Genomic DNA, 25,741 nt, shown 5'->3' on the forward strand with positions numbered 1-25,741 from the left:
TCAAGGACTCTCTTGAGACGGCGTGTGCGGCGGCAAGCCGGGCTCTGCCGCGCCCGACTCCCGCGCCGTTCCGGCTGCGCCCTGGTCCGGCTTCTGCTTGCCGCCGCTGGAGCGCGACGACATCGACTCAAGCAGGTAATAGAACATCGGAATGAAGAATACGGCGATGGCCGTCGCGCCGATCATGCCGCCAATCACCCCGGTGCCGATCGAATGGCGGCTGTTGGCCGACGCGCCCGTCGCAATGGCAAGCGGCACGCAGCCGAGAATGAAGGCCAGCGACGTCATCACGATCGGACGCAAGCGCTCTTCCGCCGCCGTCATGGTGGCGTCGAACACCGACGCCCCGGTCTCCCGGTTCAGCACCGCAAATTCGAAGATCAAGATCGCGTTCTTGGCGGCGAGCGCGACCAGCATCGTCAGTCCGATCTGGAAGTAGACGTCGTTACTCAGGCCGCGCAGCAAAATGGCGAGCAGTGCGCCAAAGAGCGCGAACGGGACCGCCATCAGCACGCCGACCGGCAAGCTCCACTTCTCATACTGCCCGGCGAGGATAAGGAACACCATCACCAACCCGAACACGAAGACGAGCCCCGACGTGCCGCCCGATTGCCGTTCCTCGTAGGCCTCTCCGCTCCAGGCGACGTCATAGCCGGACGGCATTTGCGTCGCCAGTTCCTCCAGTGTGGCGATCACCTGGCCGGAGCTAAATCCGGGAGCGGCGTTCGCCGTGATTTTGATCGCGGGAAAATTGTTGAAGCGCGTGACCAGATCGGGGCCCACGACAAACTGGTAACTGGACACCGACGTGATTGGCATCATCGCGCCGGTCTTGCTGCGCACGAAGATCTGATCGAGGTCGCGAGGCGTCAACCGGTACGACGGCTCCGCCTGCAAAATCACTTGCCAGAGCCGGCTCGAGCGGTTGAACTGCGACACATAGAGCGAGCCGAACATCGTTTGCATCGCGCCATACACGTCTTCGACCGGCACCCCGAGCGTCTCGGATTTGTCGCGGTCCACCTTCACCAGCAATTGCCGCGACGACGCGTTGAACGTCGAAGTCACACCGGTGAGCTCCTGACGCTGCTTTGCCCTCTGAACGAAGTCTTGCGCAACCTCCGCGAGTTGCGCGATGCTCGCGTCGCCCTTGCTCTGAATCCACACTTCCGTGCCGCCAGTCGTGCCGAGACCGGGAATCGACGGCGGGTTGACGGGAACCACCACGCCCTCTTTCACGTTCGCGAAATGGCGGTACGCATCTTGCAAGACTGTCCGTGCGTTCTGCGTTTTGATGTTCGCCGAAGAGTAGCGTTCATCGAAGCTCTTGAAACCGACAAAGAAAGTGCTGGCGTTGTTTTTATTCTGGTTATCAAGCAGGCTATACCCGTCGACCACCGTGATGCTGCCGACTGCCGGCTGTTTGATGAAGTAGTCGGTGACCTGTTGGGACACTTCTCCGGTACGGTCGAGGCTTGCCGCGTCGGGCATGATGACCGCGCCGAGCAGATAGCCCTGGTCCTCCGGTGGCAGGAATGCGGACGGAATCGATCGAACCATGAGCACCGCGAGTACGATCATGGCTACGAAGAACACCAGAGCGAGGATCGATCGCTTGATCACCAACCTGACCGCTCGCGAGTAGCCCGCCGTCATCCGGGCAAACTGGTTATCGAACCAGCGGAAGAAGCCCTTCTTCTCGTGATGGGAACTCTTCAATAACAACGCGGCGAGCGCCGGCGACAAGGTCAGCGCCACGATGCCGGACAGCACCACCGATATCGCGATCGTGATGGCGAACTGCTTGTACATCTGCCCTGTGATTCCGCCGAGAAACGCCACCGGCACGAACACTGCGCACAGCACGAGCACAATGGCGATGACCGGTCCGGCCACCTCGTCCATTGCCTTCTTGGCGGCATCTTTTGGATTCAGCTTGAGCACAGTTATGTTTCGTTCGACGTTCTCGATCACAACGATCGCGTCGTCCACCACGATCCCGATGGCGAGCACCATCCCGAACAGCGTCAGCATGTTGATCGAGAAGCCCAGCGGAAGCATGAACATGCATGTCCCGACAATCGAGACCGGCACCGCGACGATCGGAATCAGCGTCGCGCGCAGGCTTTGCAGAAACACAAAAACGACAATGACGACGAGCACCAGCGCTTCGAAAAAGGTGTGAATGACGTCCGAAATGGAGGACCGGGTGAACTCGGTCGTATCCATGGCGATTTCATAAGTCAGCCCTTCCGGAAACGATTTTTTCAGTTCTGTCAGCGTTGCGCGAACGTTCTTCGAGACATCCAGTGCATTCGCGCCCGGCTGCTGATAGACGGCGAGAACGGTCGCGGGCTTGCCCTGGAACCGGCTGCGAATGGAGTAATCTTTTTGCCCCAGCTCGGCCCGCCCAATGTCCTTGATCCGTACGATCGCTGCTCCACCGTTCGTCGCGCGCACGATAATATTTTCGAACTCGGACGGCTCGGTCAGACGGCCAGTCGTCGTGACGGCAAACGACTGTTCAACCGCTGTTCCCGTAGGCGATTGCCCGATGCTACCCACGGCGAACTGTTGATTCTGATTCGCCACCACGCGCTGAACGTCGGCGGCTGTCACGCCAAGTTGCGCCATGCGATCGGGCTTCAGCCAGATACGCATCGCGTAGTCGGGATTACCGAAAATACTGGACTGGTTCGCGCCGGGAACCCGCTTGATCGCATCCAGCACATAGACGTTGGCGAAGTTCGCGATGTAGACCGAATCGTACCGGTTGGAAGGCGAATAGATCGCAATCACCATCATGAAGGCGGACGACTTCTTCTGAACCTGAATGCCCTGCGCCTGGACGGATTGCGGGAGCTGCGGCAACGCGAGATTAACGCGGTTCTGCACATCGACCTGAGCCAGTTCCGGGTTTGTTCCGATCTGGAAATACGCATTGATCGTCAGGTTTCCGGTCGACGAACTCGACGAGTTCATATAGATCATGTTGTCCGCGCCATTGACCTGCTGCTCGATCGGCGCGGCGACATTATTCGCCACAACCTCCGCGTTGGCGCCCGGATACGTGGCGGAAATAGTGATCTGCGGCGGGGTGATGTCGGGATACTGCGCGATCGGCAGGGCGAACATCGCCAAGGCGCCGCCTAGCGTAATGACAATCGAAATAACCGACGCGAAAATCGGACGATCGATGCAGTAATGCGAGATGCTCATATCGGTCGCCCTTTCATTGGGTCGAACCGCTGCCGGTTCCTTGCGCCACGGACTCCTTAGCCGGCGTGAAAGATGCAGATGCAGGTGCCGCACTTTCAGTGTCTGGAGGTCCGGGCGGCGCTGCGTCTTTCGCGGGGGATGCACCTTTGACGATTTTGAGTTGCGCTCCCGCTGCGACACGCAGTGCGCCGTCCACGACAATGCGTTCGCCCGCCTTGAGTCCTTCTGACACGAACCAGTCGTCGCCGTGCCAATCCCCCACTTCGACGACCCGCTGGTGCGCTTTCGCCTGGTCGTCGACGACCCACACAAAGTGACTCTTCGAGCCTTGCAATACGGACCTCTGCGGCACGAGAATCGAATTGGGCCTGATGGCCCCGGAAACGCGTGCCTTCACGAATTGGCCGGGCCGCAATGTTCCCTTCGGATTATCGAAGACCGCCCGCACCAGAAAGGTCCCCGTTTCGGTGCTGAAAGCAGGATTCGCAAAGTCAATACGCCCGGACTCCGAGAACACCGATCCGTCGGCCAGAATCAGCTGGACGACAAAATCGTTGTGCTCCGGGAATTTCAGTTGCCCTGCTGCAATCTGGTCCCGGTACTTCAACATCTCGTTTTCGGAGATACTGAAGTTCACCCACATCGGGTCCAGTTGATAGACGTAGGTCAGCAAGCCGTTGGCAGTCGCCGTGACATAGCTGCCGTCCTGCTGACGTGCAAAGCTCGACAGACCCGCGAGGGGGGACTTGATCGTCGTATAGCCGAGATTGAGCTGTGCCGTATCGACTTCCCCCTTTGCCGCGATCACTGCGGCAGCGGACTGCTTTTCGTTGCCTATCGCGTCGTCGAGATCTTTCTTGCTCAACGCGTTTTGAGCAGCGAGCGGCTCTACCCGCGCCAGATTCGCCTTGGCAACCTGATAACGCGCCTGCTGCTGCGCGAGTTGTCCTTTCGCGGTTTGGAGCGCGGCCTCGAACGGCTTGCGGTCCATCTGGAACATCGTCTGCCCCACCTTGACGAGTGCCCCCTCGACGTACATGCGTTTCTCGAGAAAGCCGTCCACCCGGGCACGAATCTCGACCTCGCGGGAACTCTGGGTTTGAGCGGTAAACTGGAAGTCGACGGGCGTATCCTGCTGTACAACCGTCGTGACCGTCACTTCGGGCGCGGCAGCCGTCGGCGCGGCGGCCTGCTTCTTGCAAGCGGTGAGCAGGATCATAGCCGCTGCCATCAGCAGCAGCGCACGCCACGAACGATGAAAAGCACGCGAAGTGTCCGCAGGCCCGAGAAAATACGGCCACCGTGCGGGATGAAGGATGGCGACGGTTTTCATTGCGCGACCGCCTGATCACAAGACCGCACAGTTGCCGAAGAGCACCAGCGCATCCTCGCTATTCACGATCATCAACGTCATTGATCCGTCGGCGGAATCGAGCACCAAGGTCCACCCATATCCCATCTCTGTACCTTCCATGATGATCTGATTGGCATCTTTGCTGGCGATACGCATGGGCGTCGTTCGCGCGGGTCCGATGATCACCTTCTTGTCGAAGTCGAGCGAAAGAAACCGGGGCGCTCCAATATCCGCCGGCAACGAACGCGTGCAGGTTAGTCCCGGATCGCATGAATGCGCGTCGACCGTCGCGCAGAGGAGTCGTTTGCTTCCATCGAAGTCGGCGGCCCACGTGTCGAGTGCAATGGCGCTGAGCAGAATTGTGATAGCAGAGGCGAGTAAGGTTGACCCTAATTTCATCACGTACTCCTGCGTTTTCTTTGAGCGCTGCTCGCGCAGTGAACCCGCACGCGACGACGGCAGGCGCACGCGTCAGGTCGTTTAGCCGCGCCCCAACTCGAAACGGCTGGTCGTTTGAGTGACGCGCTGATGTAGGTCAGTTTGGTAGCTGAAATACAGGGAGGCAATCGGACCTTGGTCTCATATCGCCCGGCGACGCGCACGTGCTCAAGGGCGTAGCGGACCGTTGATCGCCATTTCCACAGCCCTGATCAGGATGGCGGCATTGAACGGTTTTCGTAGATACGCGGCAGCGCCAGACGCGAGCGCGGCCTGTCTAACGGAAAGCTCGTCGTGCGCGGTAATCATGATGACCGGCAGGCCTATCGACGCAAGTTGACGCTGAACCTCCAGTCCGCTTGTTCCCGGCATCTGGATGTCCAGAATGACACACGCAGGACGGTACGACGGAATCGCCGATAGCGTACTCAAAAACTCATCGCCGCTTAGGAACGTCTCCGACTCAATACCTGAGGCGTGCAGCAGACGCTTGATGGCTCGGCATACCGATTCATCATCGTCGACTACGGCAACGATCTGGTTGGGGTTGACCATTTTGAACGTGCGAAAGTGCGGTCGCTCCATGAGTAAGCTCATTCGGAGTACCAGCGTAGCGTGAGGTGATGAAGCGAGATATAGGACCTTGGTCCACTAGCGGCATCAACAGGATGGAATGGGGCCGACATCCCTCCCGCGAAATCCCGATCGGCCCATGCAGACTTATATGTCGTCGGCTGCGTCCACGCCGACCTTTTCCGCAAGCCGAACGAGTTCAGCAATCGATCGTACCTTCATCTTCTTCATCACCCGAGCGCGATGAATCTTGATTGTCTTTTCAGCCGCGCCAAGTTCGCTGGCGACCTGTTTGTTCAGACGCCCAGTCAATAAGAGCGCCATGACTTCGCGCTCGCGGTGCGTGAGAAGATTGACCCGTTCCTGCAACTCAGCTTTTTCGCACCTCTTCGCCCACTCTATGCAAGCGCACTCGAGCGCGCGGTCCACCGCGGCAAACAATAAGGATTGGCATACCGGCTTGGGCAGAAAATCGAGCGCACCACCCTTCATTGCTTCAACGCTTGACCCGACGCCGCCGTGCCCTGTCAAAAAAATGATGGGCAAGAGCTGATTGAGATTGCGCTGCACTTCCAGCCCCGACATTCCCGGCATCTGCAAATCGAGAACGAGGCATGCGGGTACGCTGGCCAGGTCGGCTCTATCTAGAAAAGCTTCAGGGCTGTCAAAAGATTCAACCAGGTAGCCCGATGCGCGCAGCAGTCGGGCGAGCGCGCATCGAACTCGCTCATCGTCGTCGACGAGGAAAACACGAGCGGCGCCCGGATTCATGACGGCCCGCGGGGATCCCTTCCTATGGCCGCTTTCTGAGGCAACGTTATGTGAAACGACGCTCCCTTGCACTCGTTGTTCTCCGCCCATAACTGGCCTCCGTGCGCTGTCACGATCGTGCGGCTGATGGAAAGGCCGAGACCGAGCCCTTGAGGCTTGGTCGAGAAGAACGGCCGGAATACTTTATTCATCTGGTCGACGGTCAGCCCCTGACCTCGATCTTTCACCGTAACCCGTACGCCTCCCCCAACCTCTTCTCGCACCGTTGTCTCGATGATGCGCTCCTTTGGATCGCATTCCTTCACCGCGTCGAAGGCGTTCAGCAGCAGATTGAGCAAAACCTGCTGCAGTTGAACCTTATCGCCGAACACCGTTGCCAGATTGTCGGCAATGTCGAATTTCGTGCGAACTTCCCGCGCCACCGCATCGCTATGTACGAGCAAGGCGATGTCTCGGACCACCTCGCCAACGTCTACCGGCTGCAACTCCAGGTCACCTTTTCGTACCATCGTCCGGATCTTCTGGATAACTTCGCTCGCGCGACGGTTATCCAGAATGATGTCGCCCAATGCCTCGCGGAGCTCTGCCGTATTGATCTTCTCCGCTTCGATGAATTTCTGCGCGGCTTCCGCGTTGCTCAAGATAGCGGTAAGCGGCTGATTCAGCTCGTGTGCGAGAGAACTTGCGAGTTCTCCCAAAGATGAAACTCGCACCAGATGAGCCATTTCCGTCCGGTTTCGATCGATTTCGCGGCACGCGACGCGACCCGCTATGGCGATGATCTGCAAACCCTGATCGGACGCGCTGTATTTCGTGGTATTGGCTTCCACGTGAAAACCTTCACCGTCGCGCCGGCGCGCGACCAGCACCTGTGTCGTTGTCCCGTCGGTGATCTTGTGTTCGACGCCACGGTCTTCGGCCATAGAATCGCAACCCCGCCAAGCATGGATCGGGAACAGCATCTCGATCCGTGCGCCGGTCAATTCTTCGCCGGTATAGCCGAACAGTTCTATCGCACTGGCGTTCGCAAAGATTATCTGATTTTTCTGATCGATCGTAAGCGTCGCGACCGGCAACATCTCAAGCGCGTCCCTCAAGTGAATTCTTTCGTCCAGAACCCCGCGCCTGCCGCATCCTTCTTCTGGCAGACCTGCCGCGCTGGCGCCTGTATGTCCTTGCCGTCCCGGCTTTGCATTGGCAAGCTCACGTTCATCGGCAGCGATCCGCTTTTTGGGCTGATCCGCAACGTCGCCGAGGAGCGCCAATGATTTAGCGCCTGGTGTTCTCAGCCGCCAATATCCTCGTTCCCGAAGCGAACGAGCGCTGATGGGTGACACATGCAACGGGCGGTGGACACTTCGAGGCGAGGGACGCTGTTGCCCGCAGCAGGCCATAGCAAAACTGACCATGCTTTGCACCAGGTCTCTGCCACGCACAACCAGAGTGATCATTGGTATCTCCGAAACCAATGGTTAGTGCATATCCAAAGCCACCGTCTCGCCATGTTCGGTCACGGTCAACTATACCGATTCGCGGCATCTGGTGCGGGCCATCGGTAACTTGAGAGCAGTATAGGACCTCAAGAATAAATTTGAGGGACATTGAAAGAATTTTTTTGCAATTTGCAATCCACGCTCTGCGGGCGTTCTGAACCGGAGATTCATCATCAATTATTTAAAACGTTGAATAATTGATTTGATCCCGGTCAATCGGCGTGTTTGTATATATGTGCGATAACTGTGCGCGACCGTATTTCTGGTCGGAAGCGGGCAAGCGTGAGGCAGTGGCTTTTCGGACTGACGTGCATAGCATTTGAGGGTCGACCGACCTATCCTCCCGCGCTTGCGAAAGGCAATTTGGCGGCTGCATTTTCTCGCGTCAATCGCGGCCAGGTCTGCATACATTTACGTATGCCCCCACCAACACCGGAGGAGAATTTCGCGTCACATAGCTTATACGAGCCAATATCCAGGCAGCGACGGCCCGACACGTCTAAAGGACTATTTAGATATATTCCGCGTTTCGTCCTATCGCCATACTGGATGCAGGACGAGCTTCTTGCGCCGGCAAAAAATCTGCGGGTAGTGCGTGAATCAGAATATGAATCTCCAAGTAAAATCACCCTCCACTGCGCCATGAATAGCGAGTCATTGCGGCTCGCCAAATGGTAATAAAGACGCGCCGACCAGCTCGCGTCGAGGTCATTCCTATCCGCGTGGAAGGACGAGAAGGCGCCAATAGAGTCTCGTTGAAATCATTGATGTCAATGATGATATTGCGCCCAGGCGTCGCGGCTCCGTCGAGACCGATCCGACGCGCGCAGCCGCACGGCTACACATGGATTCCGCTGGCCAGCGCTCTTGCCAGATCGGCCACCTTCAGTGTTGCGGAGTCGCTGTAGAACATGAATAGAGGAACCGACACACGCGCGAAACGGATGCCGCCCGACCGACTCACACACGTTGCTCGTACCGCACCCTGCCGTCCGCTATGGCCGGTTTCGAATCAATGGGGCAGTCATTGAGCATGCTGATTAATTCTGCATGGCAGAGCCGTAGCACACGCTCAAAGGTCAAGTTTGGTCACCTTCGTTCCGGCTAGCGACAGATCCGCCATCAGACCGACGTTGGTCAAGACCAGCGCTACCACCTGCGAGGTCGCTGATGTTGTGTCTATCGCGCCGTTGGCGCCTACTTTCGCGATCGAGACTCCTGTGTCGGCTCCAGCGGACCACCCCGACGAATTGCGGAATCCGTCCAGCGCGGATTGCGTCATGAAGAGAAATATGACTGCGGTCGACTGGGCGCCCGCCTGAAATCCAAATGAAGCGGAGGTCGTATTGTAGTAGCCGACTGTCGCGCCGCCGACACGCAACGCGCCCTCGCCGTACTCGGCGCCGACAATGAAGGCCGCCTTTTTCACCGATGGGAAAACCAACACCCCCTGGGCCTTCGATATGAGTTCACTCGAACCTTTTACTGTCGCGGCCAATCGTGACAACGTGCCGTCCACGGCTGAATTGATCTCTTGCCGCCTTGCAGCGTCAGTTTCGGGACTCTTGCCGCTCCCGGATGTCGCGGTGCAACCCGTCAAAGCCAAACTCGCGGCGGCGGTTGAAATCGCGATTTGTTGCATAAAATTCCGTCTGTTCATTATCGACCTCCATTGTGGTTACGGTGCGGATCGCCAGCCCCCATTTTTGGCCGCTTCGGTCCCTTGCCCAATCGCAATCCACCAGTTGCCCGCAATTTGGCTCGCCGTGCTGGCCCATCCAGCGAGCAACGGGGCGGTATACAGCGACCCGTGGAGCCATCACTGGGCCTACCGCTCCTTTCTGCACGGCACAGACGCCCAGCCGCCGCGAACATGCAAACCGTTACGCTTCGGTGACCGGGCGCGTCGGTGGCGATGCCTCCGACTGCATGATGTCACGATGCGACAATCGGAAAATCGGACCTTGGTCTTACGCCGGGCGACCGGATCCGCGGCAGCAGCGTTGGGGGCCAATCACGAGAGGTTTGCAGTCGACCCGATGCGCGGTCAATTGCAACGCGTCAATTCTCGAACATAGGCGAGGATGGCGCACAAATGTCCGGAGCCGGACGGAGGCCTGGGCGCACTACCACTCTAGGCCCTGCCGGCGAATTCTGGCCCAACGCGCGCGGAACAGCATAATCGACCGGTCGCTTCAAAGTGCTGGTAGCGGATAGAGGTTCCAGGAGCAGGTACCAATGCCTTGAGCGCAGCCCGGGAGAGCCGCGCCTGCTTTATCCTCCCAAGGCAATGATCGCCACGGTCAGCACTACGCCAAGCGCTGCCATAGCAAATCCCGCCTTCCATTCACCGAACCCGGAGTGGCGGCCCAGCGCTATTCCGCTTCCAAACAGGATGGCAATCGTCAACGCACGCGAGACGATCAAGGCAGTCGGGACGTCCCTGAACACGACGAATGGCAAGGCAACCGGGAAAGTCGAGGAGACCACGATCAGAAAGATGGCCGCCGCTCCGACTATGTCAGCCCGCAAAAAGTGCGGCCGGTGCGGCAAATCGGGGATAGCGGCAAGGCGCGCCCGGATGAGTTCCAGTTCCGTATCGGCGATCAGCGGCGTGACCCACCTGGGCAATGCTTCACGAAGCGCGTGAACTCCAGCCGCCGCATCCAGCTCATGTCTCACGGTCAGCGCAAGCCTAAGCCGCCGACCGCGATTCGTCAACGTGCGTACGAGAAACATCACAGCATCGGCGAGGCCCCAGGCGAGGTTGCAGCCAAGTGCCGTGTAAAACATTTTTCGCCCAGCACCTTCGCCGGCTGTGACGGCCGACACGGCGCCGACAAACGTTAGCGCCATGAATAGACCAAAACACAATTCGGACACCCGATCGACGGTATCCAGAACCGGCTCGCGAGCGTCGATGTTTTCCTGATCCACTAGACCGGTAGCGCACATGAGGTCTCTCGCCGCGGTTGGCATGTGATTAGTGTCCGACCTGGCCGAACGCGCTCATGGCATGTCAACACGCGGCTCCGGGCGGATGCCGTTGGATGGGAAATCTTCGTCGCGCCGATCACAAACGGGGCAGCAGTCCTAAAGCTGCTTCGGTGACCAGCGCCTTTTTATTGACGGCGATGGTGCCGTTCGAATCAACGCGCCGGCGTGGCATGGCGACGACCATTGGATCCACGATCCCACGGCGGACTCACGCAAGATACTGCGCACGATCTAGCGACGATATTGGACCAAGGTCGTATGGCTTTCCGGTGTTCAGCATCCTACCTTGCTAGAGGATCACGGGAAAATTACGCAGGTCACGTCCGCGTGGAGATATGGGAATGGCGAAAGCTCGGGGGAAACAAGTCCCTTCCGCAGAGGGCAAAGCCCTTTCGTACAAGGAATACCAGAAGGCGTTGTTCCAGCTGCACGTTGAACTGGTCAAGCTTCAGGAATGGGTAGTGCAAACGGGAAGCAAGATCTGCATTGTCTTCGAAGGACGCGACGGCGCAGGTAAGGGCGGCACTATTAAGGCGATTACCGAACGGGTGAGTCCGCGGATATTCCGCGTGGTTGCGTTGCCTGCGCCAAGTGAACGCGAGAAGAGCCAGATGTACCTACAACGTTACGTGCCGCACCTGCCGGCCGCGGGGGAAGTTGTGATCTTCGATCGCAGTTGGTACAACCGCGCGGGAGTCGAGCGAGTGATGGGTTTCTGTTCCGATGAGGACGTCGAGAGCTTCTTCAAGGCGGTGCCGCTGGTCGAGCGTGCAATCGTCCATTCGGGGGTGATTCTGCTTAAATACTGGCTGGAGGTCAGCCCCGAAGAACAGACGCGCCGCCTTGAAGCTCGCATCCACGACGGACGCAAGGTCTGGAAGCTGACGGAAATGGATCTGAAATCTTATAGCCGATGGCATGACTACTCCCGTGCACGCGACGCGATGTTCGAGGCGTCGGACACCGAGATCGCTTCGTGGTATGTAGCAAATTCGAACGACAAGCGGCGCGTTCGACTCAACATCATCAGCGACCTGCTTGGAAGGATTCCTTATCAAGCGCCTCCGCGTAAAAAAATTACCCTGCCGAAGAGACAAGAACCCAATGGCTATAAAGATCCGGGCTATCCGTACAAGTACATAGCCGAGCCCTTCTGACCCCGTTGGCCTCACCCCCGAACGAAGGCCTGCACTATCGTCACGGGCGCCGATCGTCGCCAGCTTGCAGGCACCGAGTGAAAGCCGACATCGGTCTTGCCCTGACTCGCCCCATGTCAGGAGCGGCGCGAATGTCACGCAAAACGGACGGTTTGAAACTCACTATGCTGAAGACGGTCAAGCGGCAGGATCAGGGTCGATCTGGTCTTTCATCCGATAGCTTTTGCCTTCGATGACGACAGTCTCGGCGTGATGAAGGATGCGATCGAGCAACGCGGAGGTGAGCGTGGTGTCGTGGTTGAAGATCTCAGCCCAGTGTTTAAAGGCACGATTGGAGTTGATGATGGTTGCGCTCTTTTCATATCGTTGACTGATGATCTGGAACAGCGCGTCGGCACCCTGTTTATCGATGGGTAAATATCCCAGTTCATCGACAATAAGCAGGCGCGGTTTGACGTAGCGGCGCAATTCGCGTTTGAGGCCGCCATGCGCATAGGCGGCGTTCACCGAGTTAATGATATCCACCGCGTTAGCGAAGAGCACCGGGTAGCCGCGCAGGCACGCGGTATGTCCGAGCGCAATACTCAGGTGACTCTTGCCGAGCCCGACGCCGCCGAGGAAGATCACGTTAGCCGACTCTTCGATGAAGTTCAGCCGGAACAGGTTCTGGATCTGCAGCCGGTTGATGTGGGTGGGCCAGCTCCATTCGAACTGGTCGAGCGTCTTGAGTATCGGGAAACGGGCCAGGGCGATGCGCCGGGCGATACTACGATCCTCGCGACGATGCGCTTCGCCCTCGATCAGGTGGGCCAGATAGTCGACATGCGACCAGTGCTGCGCGCCCGCGTCGCCAGCCAGTGCCTCGTAATGTTGCAGCACGTAGCTCAGGTGTAGTTCCGTGAGTTGTGCAGGCAACGTATCGATGGCGGGTTTGCGCTGGTGCATGGTGGTGTGTTCAGCTTTCGTCATGGGGCTCCTCCGGTCCGTAGTGCGAGAGATCCGGTTGCGCGAGTTCGATGTCCAGCAGATCCTGATGGCGGACCAGGTGCAGCGCGCCGACTTCGGGAATCTGCCGGGCTTTCATCTCCAGAATGTTGGCGATGTACTCGCAACTGAAGGCGTGAAACGCAAGCCCATCACGCATGGCACGCCCGACCGCCTCGACGCCGTAGATCTCGCTTAATGCGATGATCTTTCGCACGTGCTGTCGCGCATTGGTACGTCGTTGATCGAGTCCGTCGTAATAGGCCTGGGCATGCGGGCCCAGTTTCAGGAACTGCATCATCAGCCGCTGTTCCCGGGCATTGCGGCGTTGTGCGAGCAGTGCCTTGGGATGTTCGGGATCCTCAATATCCTGATGGCGATCGTAGCTTCGCACATGTCGGGCGATCAGCTGGTTGTCGTGGTAGATGCAGACCCGCTCGGGATATGCCTTGAGCGTCACACGCGCACTCGCATACCGGGCCGGCACGGAATAATGGTTGGTGTCCAGCGCCACGCGAAACTGCTTGCTGGCACGCACCGTCACAATGCGTGCGACATCGTAGGCTGATGGATTCAGCGGTTTCAGATGCGCCTGCTCGGCTGCAAACAGATCGACGGGGCGCTGGTGCGTCTCACCGTGTATACGCACATTGGCGATGGTCTCGAGCCAGAGCTGGGCCGCGGGGTTGATCGCGCTGAACCCGGCGAGCTCAAGCCCGTTGAGGAGATTTTTCTTGACGTAACCTACACCATTTTCGACCCGTCCTTTTTCGTTGCCTTTTCCTACATTGCAGGCCACGATGTCGAATCCCCAGTGACGCGCCGCATCCAGATAGCGCGGATTGAACACCGGCGCCTCGCCCACCAGGCGCTGCAGTACCGCTGACTTCAGATTGTCCACCATCACCCTGGCCGGGCAACCATGGAAGGCTGCGAACGCGTGCTCATGGCATGCGAGGAAGTGCTCCATCGTCTGCGACACGGTGAATTCGACATACATCAGGCGGCTATAGCACAGCACCATGACGAAGAACGACAGTCGCCGGCGCGTCGAGCCCACATCAATCGTGCCGTATTCGCCCCAATCAATCTGGGCACACTCCCCGGGAGTGAAGGCAAGTTTCAGGAACGCCTCGTGTCGCGGTGGGCGGATTGCGCTCACATAGTCGCGCACAATCGTGTAGCCGCCTTCGAAGCCCGCTTCGCGCAGGCGCTGGAAGACCTGCTGAACGCTATACGGATGCGCATCGAGCCAGCGAACCACCTGCGCCTTGAACGGATCGAGCCGGCTCGCGCGCCGTGGCGAGCGGCGCGGCTGATACGCGCCCGCCCTGATCCATTTCGCCACCGTTTGCGCATGCAGCCCGAGCGCGCGCGCCGTCTGCGTGATCGTCAGATGCTGCCGGTCATGGCAGTCGCGGATCCTGCAGTACGTCTCGTAATCAAGCATGGCGTTTGCCCAGCGCCGCGTGCAGCCGCTCCAGATGGGTCGCCACGTCGGCTTGAGCAGGCGCGGGCGGCGCCGACTCCGGCGGCGGTGTATCGAGCGCCAGCACCTGATACAGCGGCCTTTGCCAGGCGATCAGGCCGATACGCACCAGATCGCTGCGCGCCATCGACAGGCGCGCCGGGGCCATCGACAGCCGCTGCGCAAGCGACGTGTCCGCGTAGTAGCTCAGGCCCTGGGCATCAGCAACGGTGACCAGAAACAGGTACAGCGCGGCAGCACAGGCGTCACAGCGCTCGATATACCGCTCGCGCACCAGCCGGTGATCGATCCAGCTGAACTGCGCCGGAACCTGCCGGATCCGCTCAGGGCAGATGACCCGCTTGATCACCATGCTCGCGTCTCCCGCTCAGAATGTCCTGTCCCAGTTGTAGCAGGCGCCGGGTGCTCAGCGCGATGTCTTCTTGTAACGCACTGTCAGTCAGATGGGCGATCAACCCAATCAGCACGGCGGGTTGCGCCGACAGGACATCTTGTAACGCATCGCCCGTTAAGAATGGCGATTCCTCTTTTGTTTCAATGGCTTGCACGCAGGAGTCATCTTGTAACGCACCGCCCTCCCGCACACCTGAACGCCGCCAGTATCCTGGATGCTGTTCGCGCCAGCGCTGCACCCGCGCGACGTTTTGCGGGCCGCGGAAGTAGTCCTGATTCTCAGATTGGGAAAGCCACTGGCGCTGACTGGCCGCCTTGCTCGCCTGACGGCACGCGAGGGCGCTGCAATACCGCTGGTGTCTGACGTTGCGCGGGTCCGGGCGGAACAACGCTCCGCAACCGGAACACTGCCGTTGTCGTTGGCGTTTCATGATCGGCCCCCTTGCGCCGATCATGCGCCACCACCCGCGAGCAACCTTAACCGGTTGATCCCGACAAACGGGACCAATAAAGGAAGAAAACGCCTAGGATGAACGAAGAAAATGCGCAAGAAGAGTCACGTCCTTGATAAATAGACGAACCCGAAGAAAACCAGCGAAGAGGTGGATTTCAGACCGACAGATTTAAACGACTTTCAGAACGCCAATGACACCCCAGAGAGCCCCACGACACTCGGCGCCTGCAACTTGTTGGCCCGGCACCCATTTCGCGTCATTTGTCTGGACCCATAGGATCGCGGCCAATATTGCGAGATGGGGATACACAGGCGAATCTGAAGGCAGCCAGAAGAACGGTCGCCCGACATGCCGTCACATGCGGGTGTCCATACTATCGCGGGCCGCGTCAAGCCGTCAGGTAGTAGTCCCTGAACTGATCCCTTAACTGGTTCTTGAGCACCTTGCCGGTTGCGCCGAGAGGAAGGGCCTCTACAAACACAACGGCATCGGGCTTCCACCACTTCGCCACCCGGCCGTCGAAGAATTCGAGCAGCTCGTCGGTTCCAAGCGCGCTCTCCGGCTTTTTTACGATCAGCAGCAACGGGCGCTCATCCCATTTCGGATGCCTTGCGGCGATGCACACGGCGCTCGCAACCCCCGGGTGCAGGTACGCCACGTTCTCGATGTCGATCGAGCTGATCCATTCCCCGCCGGACTTGATGACGTCCTTGCTGCGGTCGGTGATCTGCATGAAGCCGTCGGAATCGATCTTCGCTACGTCACCGGTCGGAAACCAGCCGTCGCATAGGGGCGACGCTTCTTCACTGCCGAAATAGCCGGACGTCACCCACGGCCCGCGCACCTGCAGGTCGCCGGTCACCTGAGCGTCCCATGACAACTCCTCGCCGTCCGGGCCCACGATTCGCATGTCGATACCGAACACGGCGCGGCCCTGCTTGGCCTGGATAGCGTAGCGCTGCTGCGTCGACAATGACTGGTGGTGCCCTTTGAAACTGCAAACCGTACCAATTGGGCTCAGTTCCGTCATCCCCCATGCATGCAGGACGTCGACCTGGTAGCGCTCCTGAAATTCTGTGGTCATGGCCGTCGGGCACGGCGCCCCGCCCACGATCGTGCGGCGCATGGAAGTAAACGTGGTGCCACGCTCGGCCACATGTCGAAGCAGTCCCTGCCATACGGTCGGAACACCCGCGGAGAGCGTGACCTGTTCTGCCTCGATCAGCTCATAGAGCGATTTTCCGTCGAGAGCGGGGCCCGGGAACACGAGCTTGGCGCCGACCATGCATGCGATATAGGGCAGACCCCACGCATTCACATGGAACATGGGGACGACCGGGAGGATCACGTCGCGTGCCGAGCAATTCAGTGAGTCGGGCAATGCCGCCGCATAGGTGTGCAGAAGCGTTGAACGATGGCTGTACAGCACCCCTTTTGGATTGCCGGTAGTGCCCGATGTATAGCACAACGACGACGCACTGTTCTCGTCAAGGAGGGGCCAGGCGAAATCGTCGCCGTGACCGTCAATGAGATCTTCGTAGCACAGCAACATGATCGGCAGATCGTGTTTTGCTGGCATGTTTGCGCGATCGGTCATCGCGACGAATACTTTCGGGCTCTTGATACGCGATGCGACAGACTCGATCAGCGGGAGGAAGGTCAAATCGAAGAAGATTACGCGATCGTCAGCATGATCGATGATGTAGGCGAGCTGATCGACGTGCAGCCGGGGGTTGAGCGTGTGGAGTACGGCACCGGAACCCGACACCGCAAAGTACAGCTCCATGTGGCGGTAGCCGTTCCAAGCCAGCGTACCGACGCGCTCGCCCTGAGCAATGCCGAGCCCAGCAAGGGCGTTGGCCAGCTTTCTGGCGCGTTGCGCGAGATCGCGATAGCGATATCGGTGAATGTCGCCTTCGACCCGTCGCGACACGATTTCCTGCCCGCCGTGATGCCGCTCGGCGTGGGTGAGGAGCGACGCGACCAGCAGCGGTTGCTGCATCATCAAACCATACATAAGTATCTTCCTGATTTATCCAGATTCAGCCTGGTTGCGCGTGACACCGATCTGCCGGGGTGTCGTCAACGGTGAGTTCGAGCCTGCCGGCGACGTTCCGGATGGGAAAGGTCGCAAGACTCAAACCGCCGTTGCCCGGCATACAACCGGTCGAGACGTCAAAGCGAAGTCCGTGGGCGGGGCAGCGAAGCAGGCGCCCTTCGATCTGGCCGCCTGCAAGCGATGCACCATTGTGTGGACAGGAGTTGTCGACGGCGCAGAGTTCGCCGTCGATATTGAAGAGCACGACGCTGCGGCCGTCGACGAAGACTAGCTTGCGTTGTCCTGGCGCGAGCTCATCGGCTGATCCGACCGGTATCTGGCGTGACATTATCTGTTCTCCTGCTCACCGATCGAACGCAACATGGCATCCGCGATCGCGCCGGGCGAGTACGCCCCGGACAGCGACAGTGCCGAATTAACCACGAAATGCGGCACGCCCCTGACGTCGTCAGCCTGCGTAGAACGCGGCAACGCGAAGTTGTCTTCTCGCCGCGACGTCGTGAGATGGTCAGCGAGGCTCGCGGCGTCGAGGCCGCACGCGAGGCCAATTCGCTCAAGCACGTCCGGGTTGCCGATATCTTCGCCGTCCATGAAATAGCCTGTGAACAGCCGGTCGATCAAAAGCGCGCGCTTACATACCGCGCCTGTGGTTGTGGCAGTGGCCGAGGCAACGAGTTTGTGCGCTGCCCGTGTGTTGGGCATGACCTCGATCCTGTCGAACGCCAGTTCGATGCCAGCCGCGTGAGCCGCCTCCTGAACCTGTGCGCGCCGCGCAGCGACCGCGCCCGGACTCCCCAGACGGGCCACATAGAACGCCTGATAAGGGACCCCGCCGACGGGCGTATCGGGCAGCAACTGATGCGAATGCCACCGCACCTTGACGCTGACGTCGGGACGCAAGCTTGCGAGGCGACTGACGGCAGCATCGAGATTGCGCTTGCCGATCAGGCACCATGGGCAGACAAAATCGAAGTGGACATCGACCGTCACCGACACGTTGTTGTTCACTGCCGTGCCCTGCTCCGCTTTCAGTGCACCGTCCATGTCAGAGAAGCTCGCGGATCAGGGTGTCCGCCTGTGGCCAGTCGCCATAGCCGGCCGCGGGGTTCAGGTGCCCGACTTCGCCGAGGTCAACGAGACGGCTGCCCCAGTCTGCCGCCATACCGGCAGCGCGCTCAAACCCTGCAAGCGGATCGTTGCGGCTGGCGCCGAGAATACTCGGGAACGGCAGCGGTTTGCGCGGAAACGGCAGCCACCCGTGTTCTTCGAGCACGTCCAGCGTCGGATAACCGGCGGGCATGGGAGCTTCCAGGTCCGCCGGCGTGGCCAGCAGCGCGCCCTGGATCGGGCGGTTGTGGTGCTGCGCCCAGTGCACGGTAATCATGACGCCGGCGCTGTGAGCGACCAGTACGATCGGGCCATCGATCTTCGCGATGGCCTCGTCCAGCGCCGCGACGCGCGCCGCACAGCTGAGCTTGTCCTGCTCGAGCGGCGGCACCGAAGCCGTTTTGGGAAGACGAGCCTGCAGCAGTGTCTGCCAGTGTTCGGCGACATGGTCACGCAGACCAGGCACGATAAGTACGGTAGGTGCGGTATTGAGCGTCACGACGCTGAGTCCTTCAGGTTAGTACGGCTTGTCGCCAATAATTCCAGCTCGCTCCATCTTTCGATGGCACGGCGCGTAATCCATCACGGCGTAGTGTTGCGTGGAGCGGTTGTCCCATATTGCGATGCTGTTCGGCTTCCAGCGCCAGCGCACCTGGTACTCCGGGATGTACGCCTGGCTGATCAGATAACGCAGCAGATCGGACGCGCCGGGATTGGCGTCCTGGCCAAAGCGCACGCGCGCCGGCGTGTGGTAGTTCGTCAAGTGCGTGGTGAACGCATTGACAAACAGCACTTTCTCGCTCGTCTCGGGGTGCGTGCGCACGACCGGATGTTCGGCGTCGGGATACTGGGCTTTCAAGGCATGCCGCTTCTCGATCGGCATCACGGCACCGAAGCTCGCTTCGATGCTGTGGCGTGCGCGCAGGTCGGCGATCTGCTCCTTCACGTGCGAGGACAGGTTCTCATACGCGAGCACCATGTTCGCCCACATCGTGTCGCCGCCGACGGGCGGGCATTCCACGCAGCGCAGCACGGCGCCAAACTGCGGGGCTTCGCGCCACGTGGCGTCCGAATGCCACGCGTTTTCGTAGCGGTCATTGGGCTGATCCGGCGACTTGTAGATTCGCACGAGGCCCGGATGCTCTGGATCGCTGCCCGCGACCGGGTGGTCCTCCAGCTCACCGAAGCGGCGCGCGAAAGCAACATGCTCAGCACGGCTAATGTCCTGATCGCGCAGGAACAGGACACGGTGCTTGAGCAGGTTCGCCCGGATCTCGGCAAAGAGGCCATCGTCGTGGATCGCGTCGGCGAGCTTGACGCCCACCAGTTCGGCGCCAATGGCGTTGTTGAGTTGTTCGACAAGCATGGTGCCCTCCTTAGATGACGAAGACTGATGAACCGGTTGTCTTGCGCGATTCGACATCACGGTGCGCTTGTGCGGCATCCTCGAGCGTATAGCGCTGGTTGATCTCGATCTTGATGCGGCCAGCCGCAACGTGGCCGAAGATTTCCCCGGCCAGGTCCGCCTTCTCGGCGGGGTCGGCGATGTAGTCTGCGAGCGCCGGACGGGTCAGGTACGGCGATCCTTTCATTGCCAGGATCTGCGGATTGAATGCCGGAATCGGCCCCGATGCCGTGCCGACGCAAACAATCAGGCCGCGGCGCTTGACCGAATTCAGAGTCGCTTCAAAGGTATCCTTACCGACACTGTCGAACACCACATTGACCCCGGCGCCATCGGTCAGCTCGCGTACGCGCACGGCGACGTCTTCATGGCTGTAGTTGATGGTGTGTTCGCAGCCATGCGCGCGGGCGATTTCCGCCTTAGCTTCGCTCGAAACCGTGCCGATCACCGTGAGCCCCAGCAGCTTGGCCCACTGCGATACGATCAGCCCGACGCCGCCCGCGGCGGCATGAAGCAGAATCGTATTGCCAGGTTTGAAGTCGTAGATGCGTCGCATCAGATATGAGGAGGTCAGGCCGCGCATTGTCATGGCTGCCGCCGTCTCGCAGGTAATGCCTTCAGGCAGCTTGATCAACGGTGCCGCCGGACACAGGCGCTCCGTGCTGTAAGCGCCAAGCGTGTTGACAAAGCCCGTGTAGGTGACACGATCACCTACCGCGACGTTCGTCACGCCCTCGCCCACTGCTTCGACCACGCCGGCTGCCTCTACACCCATGCCGGCAGGCAGCGGAACCGGGTACAGCCCTGACCGGAAATAGGTATCCGCGAAATTCAGACCAACTGCCTCATGGCGCAGGCGAACCTGGCCCGGTCCCGGATCACCGACTTCAACGTCCTCGTAACGCAAGACCTCAGGACCGCCGGTTTCATGAAAGCGGACTGCTTTCGCCATGATTCGTTCTCCAGTTTGTTTCTCGATTTACAGAAGCGGAATGCGCCTGCTGGAGGACCATCACGTCCCGGCGCAGGTGCCGATTACCGCAAAGTGTTTGGGTACTGCTTTATTGACCAGACTTAACCGACCGCGCCGCCGCTTCGCCAGGCGGACGCCGCGGCAAGCGCGAGGAAGCCGCTCAGAGCGAGGCCTTCTCACGTAGTGTATTCACGAGGTCAAGGTCGCGCTTGTAGCTGCCACGGCCGATGGCGAACGCGATCGCCGCGAACAACGGCGCCAGCGGGACCAGCTGCAAGGCGCCGAGCAAGCCGATCCGATCTGCGACGATGCCCGTAAGGATGGCCGCAGGCGCCAGCCCCAGCAGGTTGTTGGCCAGTGTCAGGGTGGCGAATGCCGACGCGTGGATCGACGGCGGGGTAAGGTTCGCCACCATGGCACCCGAAGGCCCCGTCGCGCCAGCACAGAAGAACATGCCGCAACCGATCAGGACGAGCTGCAGCCGGCCGGCCGGCAACTGGAAAGCGATGCCGAGCAGGACGCCGCACAACAGGCAGTACACGATCGCGGTCAGCCACTTTCTTTGTACAACCTTCCTGTTGAGCCGGTCGGAGAGGCAGCCGCACGCGATCATGCCAAGGCCGGTCACGAGTACGAACACCGCACCATGCACGGCGGCCTTATCCGGCGCCATGCCGTAATAGCGATTCAGGAAGCTCGGCATCCATGACCACACGGCCGCCGGGACGAGCAGATGCACACCGCTGCCCACGTAGGCACAAACGACGGACTTCGTGGAAAACAGCCCCTTCATCAGCGCGCGGAAGCTCATCCGCACGCCAAGGCTACCCTTCTGCCCGGCGGTCGCCGGCTGCAGTGCCGCCAGCCTTTTCTCCGTGACAACACAACGGTAAATGACAACGAGCGCGATACCGACGCAAGCCATTGCGCCGAACGACCAGCGCCATCCAAGGCGGGTCGCGACAGCGCCACCCAGCGCCATGCCCATCACAGAGCCAAATGCGCCGCCTGCCATGAAAGTGGCGGTGAGGGTGGCGCGCAGACGCGGCGGAAAAATGCTCAGGACTAGCGCGATGCCCACACTTCCGTAGGCCGCCTCGCCAATACCGACGCACGCGCGTGCGAGCAACATCTCGCCGTAAGTCGTCGAGATGGCACATCCGAGCGTCGCGAGACTCCACAGCGCCGCCATCAGTACAATGCTCTTGACCCGGCCCCAGCGATCCGCGAGAACCGAAAGCGGAAAGGTCAGCACGCCAACCATGAGTGCCACCACGCTGCTGAGCGAGCCGAGCTTCGTGTCAGAGAGGTTCCACGCGGACTTGATAAACGGAAAGACCGCGTTGAGGACCTGGCGCGACATATAGTCGGAAAGCAGCAGGCCGATCGTGAGCGCGCATACCACCCATGCGTAGGCCGGTATCCCAGATTGTGTTGCTGAAACATCGCCCGTCGTGGGCTCTGCATGCTGTAAAAGCATTTCGTCTCCTCCGCGTCTCGCGCGTCCAGCGCCCTTTTCCCATGATGGACAAAAGGGGCCGATATTTGTGTCGCCCCCCGATGCGAGCCGAGGAGCCTCCTTCTTCAATCACCATCGGCGCGAGATATCATGCCGTTGGCGAGTCCCACCCTGTTACGCGGCGCGCAGGGGCAGGTTTTTCACACCTGCCTTGCGACTCGGTGCCATGCCGTTGGCCGCGAGGGTCTCGTCCACCGTCTTGTATTGCACGCCGATCTTGTAGATCTCGCGCGCTTCCTTGCCGCTTGCGATCTCACGGCCCAGTTCGCGTGCCACGCGGACGCACTGCTCGATCTGCTGCACCGAGCTCATACGATTGCCGTGCTGGTCGATGATCGTGTCCTCGATTCCGCAGCGCGGGTGCAGGCCCATGGCCATCGCCATCATGTTGAACGGCAAAACGTTCTTCAGCAGCGACTCGGCCGTGACCGTGCCGCCGTCCGGCGCACGGTGGACGAAGTTGAAGAAGTTGAACGGGTTCGGACCGTCAAAGCCGCCGCCGATGCCGATCCACGTCAGGTTCAGCGGCCCCTTGTAGGCGCCCTTGCGCACCAGGCGATCGAGCGTTTCGAGCGCATGAATACCGGTGAGCTGGAAGTGCGGCTGGATGCCCGAGGCCTGCAGGCGGCGCAGGTGTTCCTCAACCCAGGCCGGACCCGCGGGCACCGTCATTTCGCTGTAGGCAGCCATGAGTGCAGGATTGGCCAGCGACGTGCCTTCCAGGTACTCCGGATAGAGCAATTCCATGATGTTCATCTGCGTGGTGTTGATCGCGACCGTCACCTGATCGGGCTTCGGGTCGAGATCGGCCAGCATGTGACGCGTGTCGTCGGACAGCCACTTCGCGGCCTGGCCGTCGTCTTCCGGTGCAAACGAGATCGAGCCGCCCACCTGGATGATCATGTCCGGCACGGCGGCGCGCACGCCCGCGATCAGTTCGTTGAACTTCGACAGGCGTTTGGAGCCCTTGCCATCCAGCTCGCGCACGTGCAGGTGCAGCACGGTCGCGCCCGCGTTGTAGCAGTCGACGGCCTTCTGGATCTGCTCTTCCATCGTCACTGGAATGTCTTCAGGAAAATCCTCAGGCGCCCATTCCGGTCCGTACGGAGCCGTCGTAATGACTACCTTGTCCTGATTCTCCGGGTGCAGCGAGTCGTCGAGAAATTGCATCGTTTCCTCCAGAAATAGTTGGATGTTTTTCTTCGGCGTCGGGTGCATGTCGACGCGTCAGGAAATAAATCAGTAAGGCGAAGATACGGCAATCCAGCGATACGGATTTCGTTTCCGGCGACATTGTTTTATGATTTGACGACACCGAGTGTTAACACCAATCCCGCGCCAATGGACTTCGCGCGTGAGGAACGGAAGGAGGTCGAATGCAAAGCATGGTGAGGTCGTCGACATTGCACGGGTATTTCGACGTGGTGAGAGGCTTGGGTCTCAACCCCTACGAGCTTGTGCAGGCGGTCGGTCTCGACGCCGTGGCGCTGGCGAACCCCGAGGAACGGATCCCGGCTGACGGCGCCTGTCGGTTGCTCGAAGCGACTGCGGAGAAAGCGTCGTGTTTGACACTGGGGCTGCGGATCGCGCAAACCCGCCAGCAGTTCGGTAGTGGCGTCGTCAACGTTTTGCTCGCCCACAAGCGCACGCTCCGTGAGGTGCTGCTGGCCGCTGCCCAGTACCGCTATCTGCTCAACGAAGCCCTGGGTGTTTACGTCGAAACGACCGGCGACACGGTGACGATCCGCGAAGAGATTGTCGCCGAACCGGGCACCCGGACAGTCCAGGCGATCGAACTGGCCGTCGGCGTGCTGTCCCGCCATTCCAGCGCGCTCCTCGGTGCCCACTGGAAACCGCACAGTGTGCATTTCACTCATGCGGCGCCGCCTGACCTGACCTTCCATCGCCGGTTCTTCGGCTGTCCGGTCACATTTGAAAGCGACTTCAACGGATTCGTTTGTGCGGCAGCGGACCTCGATTATCCGAATCCGAATGCAGACCCCGTGCTGGTCCGTTATGCGGAAAGCCTCGCCAATCCGCTCAACGATACGGCGGCAGATTCTATTGCGCTGGATGTGCGCAAGACGATTTACCTGCTATTGCCCCTCAGTCAGGCTTCAATCGAACTGGTGGCGCGACAACTGAATCTTACGGTGCGCACCCTGCAGCGCCAGCTTGATTCAGCCGGCTCCCGTTTCTCGGGCATCGTTGAAGAAGTGCGGCGTGATCTTGCCGTGCGCTACCTGCTCAACCCACGCTATCCGATCGGCCGGGTCGCAGCCCTGTTGGGCTACACAAACCAGGGGGCGTTTACGGTCTGGTTCCAGAAGCGTTTTGGTCTGACGCCCCGTGACTGGCGCAGTCGCCACCGAAAGTGAAAATGCTCGGAGGTCGTGATGGCATCTGCGGCGAATCAGGAATGGTCAACTGAGGTCGGTCGGAGAAAGTAGACGCCAACATTCCGTAGAATTTAGGAGGGGAGGCGCTGCATGCGCCGGTCACCAATGCTGAGCGCATTGACGTGTAATGAAGCGAGAGTAAACGCAGCCTGGGCGCAACGGGTCGATGTCGCGCGCTCAGACGGTCTCCGCCCTCCCATGCCGAGGGGGGCGCCCAGGAACGGCACGCCCTAGACTTCACTTGAGCAATAAGGGAAAGGCCTGGATACGCCGTCCACCGCCAGAGGCGGAAAAAATCATTGGACACAACCGTCTCGATGATTTCGGGCACGCGGCGTTCCTGGTCGCAGCGGCGCCAGGCAGGCGTCCGGTGTGCCTTTTCGGGGAGAGCGCCATGCGAAACGGTGAGAGTTCTTTGCGGAGGTTGATCGACAAGTGGCTTGGGCACTTCGGCAGCGGGACCGTGCAAGTGATCGAGTTCAGTCGAACATCTTCGAATCGAAGCCGCTACATACGCGTTGGCGGAGGCCGCTCCGAAAGTTCTTTAGCGATTACCTTCTTCCGGCATGGCGACGGTTCGTGGAACGTGTACCCACCAAGGAGCGAAGCACCGATGATGAGCCCGTCATTCGTCGCGGCATACCCGCAGCGGGCCTGAAGAGATTGGCCACCGGATCCTGAATCGAAGCGAAACGTATTGCGTCCGCGCCAATCGGGATCCTAACCTTCCAAACAAAGCCGCACGGTGAGTACCGTCGGCGACCATGAGCGCACCCTACCCGTCGCGGAACTGTCGAGCGGCAGCCGGACCCGCTGAACTGGGCAATGGGGTGAACATGCATCGGTGCCCCTGCTTCGCAGGTCGTGGCCGACTTTGTCAATAGATGGGCCGATTTAGGTAGTCGATTCGCGTCCAATCGGGGCTACGATCAGCTCAACGGTTACCGCACCGGGCC

The 25,741-nt window shown here is 60.0% G+C and carries 22 protein-coding genes; 2 read left to right on the top strand and 20 right to left on the bottom strand.

Features of this window, described 5'->3' with window-relative positions; genetic code table 11:
- The 8 genes from HF916_RS08075 to HF916_RS08110 form a co-directional block, all read right to left on the bottom strand.
- Positions 1-3,219, bottom strand: a complete 3,219-nt coding sequence (locus HF916_RS08075; protein ID WP_168788434.1) for an efflux RND transporter permease subunit — start codon at positions 3,217-3,219, stop codon at positions 1-3.
- A gap of 13 nt (positions 3,220-3,232) precedes the next feature.
- Positions 3,233-4,450: an efflux RND transporter periplasmic adaptor subunit gene (locus HF916_RS08080; RefSeq protein WP_431311395.1), complete on the bottom strand. Its 1,218-nt coding sequence runs from the start codon at positions 4,448-4,450 to the stop codon at positions 3,233-3,235.
- Positions 4,451-4,567: 117 nt separating this feature from the next.
- Positions 4,568-5,041 carry a hypothetical protein gene (locus HF916_RS08085; protein ID WP_240975186.1) on the bottom strand — a complete coding sequence of 158 codons (474 nt, stop codon included), beginning with the start codon at positions 5,039-5,041 and terminating at the stop codon, positions 4,568-4,570.
- Between the two features lie 138 nt (positions 5,042-5,179).
- Positions 5,180-5,566: a response regulator transcription factor gene (locus tag HF916_RS08090; protein ID WP_168789067.1), complete on the bottom strand. Its 387-nt coding sequence runs from the start codon at positions 5,564-5,566 to the stop codon at positions 5,180-5,182.
- A gap of 165 nt (positions 5,567-5,731) precedes the next feature.
- Positions 5,732-6,355, bottom strand: a complete 624-nt coding sequence (locus tag HF916_RS08095) for a response regulator transcription factor (RefSeq protein ID WP_168788436.1) — start codon at positions 6,353-6,355, stop codon at positions 5,732-5,734.
- Complete coding sequence (locus HF916_RS08100; protein WP_168788437.1) at positions 6,352-7,806, bottom strand: sensor histidine kinase; 1,455 nt, start codon at positions 7,804-7,806, stop codon at positions 6,352-6,354. The genes HF916_RS08095 and HF916_RS08100 overlap by 4 nt, the downstream gene beginning before the upstream one ends.
- 1,114 nt (positions 7,807-8,920) lie before the next feature.
- Entirely contained in the window at positions 8,921-9,508 is a 588-nt protein-coding gene (locus tag HF916_RS08105; protein WP_168788438.1) for a BPSL1445 family SYLF domain-containing lipoprotein, read from the bottom strand.
- Positions 9,509-10,122: 614 nt separating this feature from the next.
- Positions 10,123-10,827, bottom strand: a complete 705-nt coding sequence (locus tag HF916_RS08110; RefSeq protein ID WP_431311367.1) for a hypothetical protein — start codon at positions 10,825-10,827, stop codon at positions 10,123-10,125.
- A gap of 359 nt (positions 10,828-11,186) precedes the next feature.
- On the opposite strand from HF916_RS08110, the gene ppk2 reads away from it, so the two are divergent.
- Positions 11,187-12,002, top strand: a complete 816-nt coding sequence (gene ppk2, locus HF916_RS08115; RefSeq protein WP_168788439.1) for a polyphosphate kinase 2 — start codon at positions 11,187-11,189, stop codon at positions 12,000-12,002.
- A 177-nt stretch (positions 12,003-12,179) separates the two neighbouring features.
- Here the strand turns inward: ppk2 and istB are convergent, their stop codons facing one another.
- From istB to HF916_RS08175, 12 genes are all read right to left on the bottom strand, one after another.
- A complete protein-coding gene (istB, locus tag HF916_RS08120) occupies positions 12,180-12,971 on the bottom strand; it encodes an IS21-like element helper ATPase IstB (RefSeq protein WP_206001714.1) in 792 nt (263 codons plus the stop codon).
- Positions 12,958-14,436, bottom strand: a complete 1,479-nt coding sequence (gene istA / locus HF916_RS08125; RefSeq protein ID WP_168787653.1) for an IS21 family transposase — start codon at positions 14,434-14,436, stop codon at positions 12,958-12,960. Before istA ends, istB begins: the two co-directional genes overlap by 14 nt.
- Complete coding sequence (locus tag HF916_RS08130) at positions 14,429-14,827, bottom strand: hypothetical protein (protein WP_168787652.1); 399 nt, start codon at positions 14,825-14,827, stop codon at positions 14,429-14,431. Before HF916_RS08130 ends, istA begins: the two co-directional genes overlap by 8 nt.
- Complete coding sequence (locus tag HF916_RS50710; protein WP_240975187.1) at positions 14,799-15,299, bottom strand: hypothetical protein; 501 nt, start codon at positions 15,297-15,299, stop codon at positions 14,799-14,801. Before HF916_RS50710 ends, HF916_RS08130 begins: the two co-directional genes overlap by 29 nt.
- Positions 15,300-15,711: 412 nt before the next feature.
- Positions 15,712-17,340 (bottom strand): 3-(methylthio)propionyl-CoA ligase, encoded by a 1,629-nt coding sequence (locus HF916_RS08140; RefSeq protein ID WP_168788440.1) that lies wholly within the window; start codon positions 17,338-17,340, stop codon positions 15,712-15,714.
- Positions 17,341-17,365: 25 nt separating this feature from the next.
- Positions 17,366-17,710: a Rieske (2Fe-2S) protein gene (locus tag HF916_RS08145; protein ID WP_168788441.1), complete on the bottom strand. Its 345-nt coding sequence runs from the start codon at positions 17,708-17,710 to the stop codon at positions 17,366-17,368.
- On the bottom strand, positions 17,710-18,426 hold the full coding sequence (locus HF916_RS08150; RefSeq protein ID WP_168788442.1) for a DsbA family oxidoreductase: 717 nt from the start codon (positions 18,424-18,426) through the stop codon (positions 17,710-17,712). The genes HF916_RS08145 and HF916_RS08150 overlap by 1 nt, the downstream gene beginning before the upstream one ends.
- A 1-nt stretch (position 18,427) precedes the next feature.
- Entirely contained in the window at positions 18,428-18,988 is a 561-nt protein-coding gene (locus HF916_RS08155) for an RBBP9/YdeN family alpha/beta hydrolase (RefSeq protein ID WP_168788443.1), read from the bottom strand.
- Between the two features lie 18 nt (positions 18,989-19,006).
- Positions 19,007-19,855 carry a TauD/TfdA dioxygenase family protein gene (locus HF916_RS08160; protein WP_168788444.1) on the bottom strand — a complete coding sequence of 283 codons (849 nt, stop codon included), beginning with the start codon at positions 19,853-19,855 and terminating at the stop codon, positions 19,007-19,009.
- Positions 19,856-19,865: 10 nt separating this feature from the next.
- Entirely contained in the window at positions 19,866-20,846 is a 981-nt protein-coding gene (locus HF916_RS08165; protein ID WP_168788445.1) for a quinone oxidoreductase family protein, read from the bottom strand.
- Between the two features lie 181 nt (positions 20,847-21,027).
- Positions 21,028-22,347 (bottom strand): MFS transporter, encoded by a 1,320-nt coding sequence (locus tag HF916_RS08170; protein ID WP_168788446.1) that lies wholly within the window; start codon positions 22,345-22,347, stop codon positions 21,028-21,030.
- Between the two features lie 153 nt (positions 22,348-22,500).
- A complete protein-coding gene (locus tag HF916_RS08175) occupies positions 22,501-23,556 on the bottom strand; it encodes a 3-keto-5-aminohexanoate cleavage protein (RefSeq protein WP_168788447.1) in 1,056 nt (351 codons plus the stop codon).
- A gap of 206 nt (positions 23,557-23,762) precedes the next feature.
- Here HF916_RS08175 and HF916_RS08180 point away from each other — a divergent pair, with 206 nt between their 5' ends.
- Entirely contained in the window at positions 23,763-24,764 is a 1,002-nt protein-coding gene (locus tag HF916_RS08180) for an AraC family transcriptional regulator (RefSeq protein ID WP_168788448.1), read from the top strand.
- The last annotated feature ends 977 nt before the right edge of the window (positions 24,765-25,741 follow it).

Source organism: Paraburkholderia aromaticivorans (assembly GCF_012689525.1).
GTDB classification, from domain to species: Bacteria; Pseudomonadota; Gammaproteobacteria; order Burkholderiales; family Burkholderiaceae; genus Paraburkholderia; species Paraburkholderia aromaticivorans_A.